This is a genomic window from Methanoregula sp. (genome assembly GCF_002835825.1).
Lineage (GTDB): Archaea > Halobacteriota > Methanomicrobia > Methanomicrobiales > Methanospirillaceae > Methanoregula.
In genome coordinates this window covers 1-3,628 of the sequence record NZ_PIZH01000231.1, presented here as the reverse complement: position 1 = coordinate 3,628, position 3,628 = coordinate 1, and the positions used below count along the sequence as shown (strand labels likewise).

Here is a 3,628-nt window from a genome sequence, read left to right as displayed (position 1 = left end):
CTTTGTGGGAGTGCCGGCGGAGATGCAAACAAGAAACATTTTATTATAAAACATATGATATTGTTAATGTGAATATTGTCTCCTGCTGATACTTTGTGTTACATCCCTCGTCCGCAGGATCAGTGTTCACGCGCCTTCAAACATCAACTCACCTTTGAGCATGCACGGAGAAACCCGGCCGGGCCCGGTATCCGGTCCCGGCAATGCTCCCCTTTTTGCACCCGTGTTGTTCTTCCCGTCGAGCTATGGCATTGCCAGCCGACCTGCCTCCTGGTTCTGCCATGCAGACTACTTTGGCAAATTTCTATTATCTCACTCCTGATATGCTGGTATATCCAGTGAGTGACTGGAGGAGTGTGGAGAAGATGAATGCTGGTGAATTTGCAGAAATCCATGAAGCGTGGACAGAAGTGATGGCAGCCTTTGAACCGGCTGAAGTGCCGTTCGAGGAAGAGCAGGTGGCAGGCACCGGGGCGTTTGCCGCCGGTGCGGCACCGGTTGCGACAGCCCGTTGACCGGGCTTAGAGGAAAAAAAATCTTTTTTCTTTTGTTCTGTTGCCCGGGGTTTTTGGAAAATTTTTGTGCGATTATCGGCTTTTCTGGAACTGGAATACGGGCATCTTCCGGAAATTCTCGTAATAGTTTCCCAAAAGATCGGCCTCCAGCTCCTTAAGGTTATGCGGGAGGACGTTCTGGCCGACGATCTGGTACGAGAACTGTACCTCATGCCCCTGCCAGTCTTTCCCGCACAGGCCCGGCAGGCGCTTTGCAATGTCCGCTGACTGGCCGATGTACAGGATATCCTGCGTTCCGGCATCCGCGAGCAGGTAGAGGCCGGCACCTTCACTCACCTTCCCGGCATGTTCAGGGATGAGAGATTTTTGCTCTGTCCATTCAAGTCCCATCCAGTCGCAGTCTCCCGGCTTGCCGACGGGTTCGAGCGGGGTGATGCTGGGGAACCCTGCCGGGTTGTCCTGCTGGTCATTGGCAAGCTTCCCACCCCGGTGTCCTTCTGCCCGGGTTGTAGACTTCCGGTACCGCGGGTGGATCCTGCCGAAGTTGCAGAGCGGGGATTCGCCTTTCTCCTGCCGGTAGTTATAGAGCAGGAAACGTTCCATTCCTTTCCGCCCGCTCACCGATGCGTCGAGGGGGGCGGAGGAGACTTCGAGCATGACCGGTTCCGGATCGTCAGCTTCTTCTTCATTATCGGATGACGATTGAGAATGTGACGCTGTATTCCCGGGGGCAGGTAGTTTTGGTGTTCCCGCATCACGGTCAGCGATCCACTCGACCCACCAGCTCCAGAGTGCCGGCGCCTCGGCATACGGGTCGCTCCAGGGCATGAGGTCTCCCCGACGGAGGGTCTGCCGGAGCCCGGCCAGTTTCTTGTGGAGCGACTGGCCGGTCTCGCCGATGTACATAAGGAGATCTTTGTTATCCGGGCGGATGCGATAGACTCCCGGCGCTTTCTGGATATACCAGAATTCCCGCGGCGCGTTGAAGGGCACCCACGGGGACCAGTCAAGTTCGAGCCAGTTCTCTTCCAAACAATCCATACGCGTTCTCTGGTTATTTCGTGGACGTGCGATCAGATGAATGCTTTTGAGGGAGGGAACAGCCCACTCTGGTTTGTGAAAATGACCGGAAGGACAAATGGATTACTTTCACCGTGCATACCGCGCCTTCATAATTATCTCTCCTAAAAAATATATATCATGTCATTACCTGACAATGAGCCCACCCTTGAGACAGTCCGGTTTCTGGCCTGGCTCAAGAAGCGGGGGGCAGCATGCCGGCTCATGTACTGCAGGAAAAAATGGGAGCAGAAAGGGATCCGCGTACAGGAGATCTGCCGGGGGTATGCACAGGGAATGATGCATGTCCAGCATGATCCTTCAACGGGGGAGAAATGGGTAGTCCTGGATGATCTGGTTTGGGCTGACAACCTGATGATCGAATTTGACGAAGAGATTCCGCATCACGGCCACTGGATGAAATGGTAAAAATATTTTCTGATCGTAAAAATTTATTTACTGTTCCTGCTACACATATATACGAGTGATATCCATGACAAACGTCGCCCCGTCTCCCGATCATGAACGGGAATTATCTGACATCCCCTATGCAGGTCTCTTCGGCGATACCGTGATTGCACGGGTCGTGGAGGAGATCATCGCGGACCCCCATTCATCCTACCGTCCCCGCGAACTCGAAGAGCTGACCGGCGCCTCGGCCCCGAGCGTCCGTGATGCGCTCTCGACCCTGACACGGCTGGGGCTTCTTGTCTCTTCCGGGGGTAAACACCCGGTGTACACGGTGGATACAACAAAGAAAACGTTTGTTGCGCTCACGCTCCTCGCCTATGCGGTTCTCGATGACCGGAAAGAATCCGATTGCATGCATACCGCGCTCGCGCATTACTGCGAGACTGAACTTCCCAAAATACCTGAAGGGTCTGCCATCCCTGCGGCCATGAAGATCAATGCCGGTGATGAGTTCCGGCTGGTTGCAAGAAAGGAGAAGGGGAACCTGGTGCTGGTGTACGAGCGGGTGGGCCCGGGAAAAACTGAAACAGCAGGATGAGTGCCCCCTCAGCGAGCTGCGATGCGGGGAATGTTTACAGTACTAATGGATACTATTTGCATTTTATTTACAGTACTAATGTACAAAATTTTGTATCCGATGCTGCTGCGAATCCCCGGATGCGATTAATCTTTCACCAGAACCGGACAACTTGCATGACCGGGACATGAAAATGATCGCAGGATGGGATTGTTACATTAGTGCCTGGATGTGATTGTCCTGGCTCTTTCCTAACGAAGAACACTAGTGCTGCGACTGCTTCTCCCTATACGCCCCGGCCGGGACCACGATCTCGAACCGTGCGCCCTTCCCTGCCACGCCGGTCTCCCGGATGCCAATCCCCGTCAGGCTGAGGATCTCCTTTGCGAGGAACATCCCAAAGCCGGTGTTTCTCCCGAAGCCCCGGTCGAAGACCCGTGCCTTCTCGTCCGGAGAAATACCCGTGCCGTTGTCTTCCCAGACGATCGTAAGCTCGCCACCCGTCCGGTGCGAAGAGACGCGGATCTCCGTCACATGCTCCCCGTGGCGCAGGGAGTTGTCCAGGAGGTTTGAGAAGACCCGGTCGAAGAGCGGGTCAGCGTAGACCTCGATCCCCCCGATATCCGTGACGAACCGGATCCCTTCGGCCGGCAGGAGTTCCCGGGCCCGGTGGATGGTTGCCTCCAAATCCTGCCAGGTGGGTTCGTCTGTTCCGAGGCCCCGGTACGCGTTCATGAACGCGATCTGGCGTTCGATGCCGGCAATCGCGATCTCCTTTCCGGCAATGAACTCCCGGATCTTCTCCGGATTGTTCAGCATTACCTTCGTGAGCTCCAGCCAGCCTTTCAGCGCCGAGACCTGGTTTGACAGATCGTGACGGGTGACATCGGTGAGGAGGCCGAGGTGCCGGTTGGCCTGCCGGAGCGCATCCTCCGCCCGCTTCCGGTCGGTGATCTCTTTTGAGGAACAGATACAGGTGATGACCGTGCCCGCCTCGTCCCTGATGGGTGTGATGGTGGTGATGTAGTACCGGTCGCCGCCGGGGTCGGGGACCTTGCCCCTGATG

At 55.7% G+C, this 3,628-nt stretch carries 5 protein-coding genes; 3 read left to right on the top strand and 2 right to left on the bottom strand.

Annotation, left to right across the window (positions count from 1 at the left end; all coding sequences use genetic code 11):
- Nucleotides 1–245 precede the first annotated feature (245 nt).
- Nucleotides 246–515: a hypothetical protein gene (locus CW742_RS08825; protein WP_292419296.1), complete on the top strand. Its 270-nt coding sequence runs from the start codon at nt 246–248 to the stop codon at nt 513–515.
- A gap of 72 nt (nt 516–587) precedes the next feature.
- On the opposite strand, the gene CW742_RS08820 is transcribed toward CW742_RS08825, so the two are convergent.
- Nucleotides 588–1,556, bottom strand: a complete 969-nt coding sequence (locus CW742_RS08820; protein ID WP_292419293.1) for a hypothetical protein — start codon at nt 1,554–1,556, stop codon at nt 588–590.
- Between the two features lie 159 nt (nt 1,557–1,715).
- Between CW742_RS08820 and CW742_RS08815 the strand changes: the two genes are divergently transcribed.
- Both CW742_RS08815 and CW742_RS08810 read left to right on the top strand, forming a co-directional pair.
- Nucleotides 1,716–2,003 (top strand): hypothetical protein, encoded by a 288-nt coding sequence (locus CW742_RS08815; RefSeq protein WP_292419290.1) that lies wholly within the window; start codon nt 1,716–1,718, stop codon nt 2,001–2,003.
- A gap of 64 nt (nt 2,004–2,067) precedes the next feature.
- A complete protein-coding gene (locus tag CW742_RS08810; RefSeq protein WP_292419287.1) occupies nt 2,068–2,583 on the top strand; it encodes a hypothetical protein in 516 nt (171 codons plus the stop codon).
- Between the two features lie 243 nt (nt 2,584–2,826).
- Here the strand turns inward: CW742_RS08810 and CW742_RS08805 are convergent.
- Nucleotides 2,827–3,628 (bottom strand): PAS domain-containing sensor histidine kinase (locus CW742_RS08805; RefSeq protein ID WP_292419284.1); only part of this gene is annotated, 802 nt, incomplete at its 5' end.

Coding starts and splice junctions, on each gene's coding strand:
- CW742_RS08825 (WP_292419296.1), top strand. CDS start 246: ATGGCATTGCCAGCCGACCTGCCTCCTGGTTCTGCCATGCAGACTACT.
- CW742_RS08810 (WP_292419287.1), top strand. CDS start 2,068: ATGACAAACGTCGCCCCGTCTCCCGATCATGAACGGGAATTATCTGAC.
- CW742_RS08820 (WP_292419293.1), bottom strand. CDS start 1,556: ATGGATTGTTTGGAAGAGAACTGGCTCGAACTTGACTGGTCCCCGTGG.
- CW742_RS08815 (WP_292419290.1), top strand. CDS start 1,716: ATGTCATTACCTGACAATGAGCCCACCCTTGAGACAGTCCGGTTTCTG.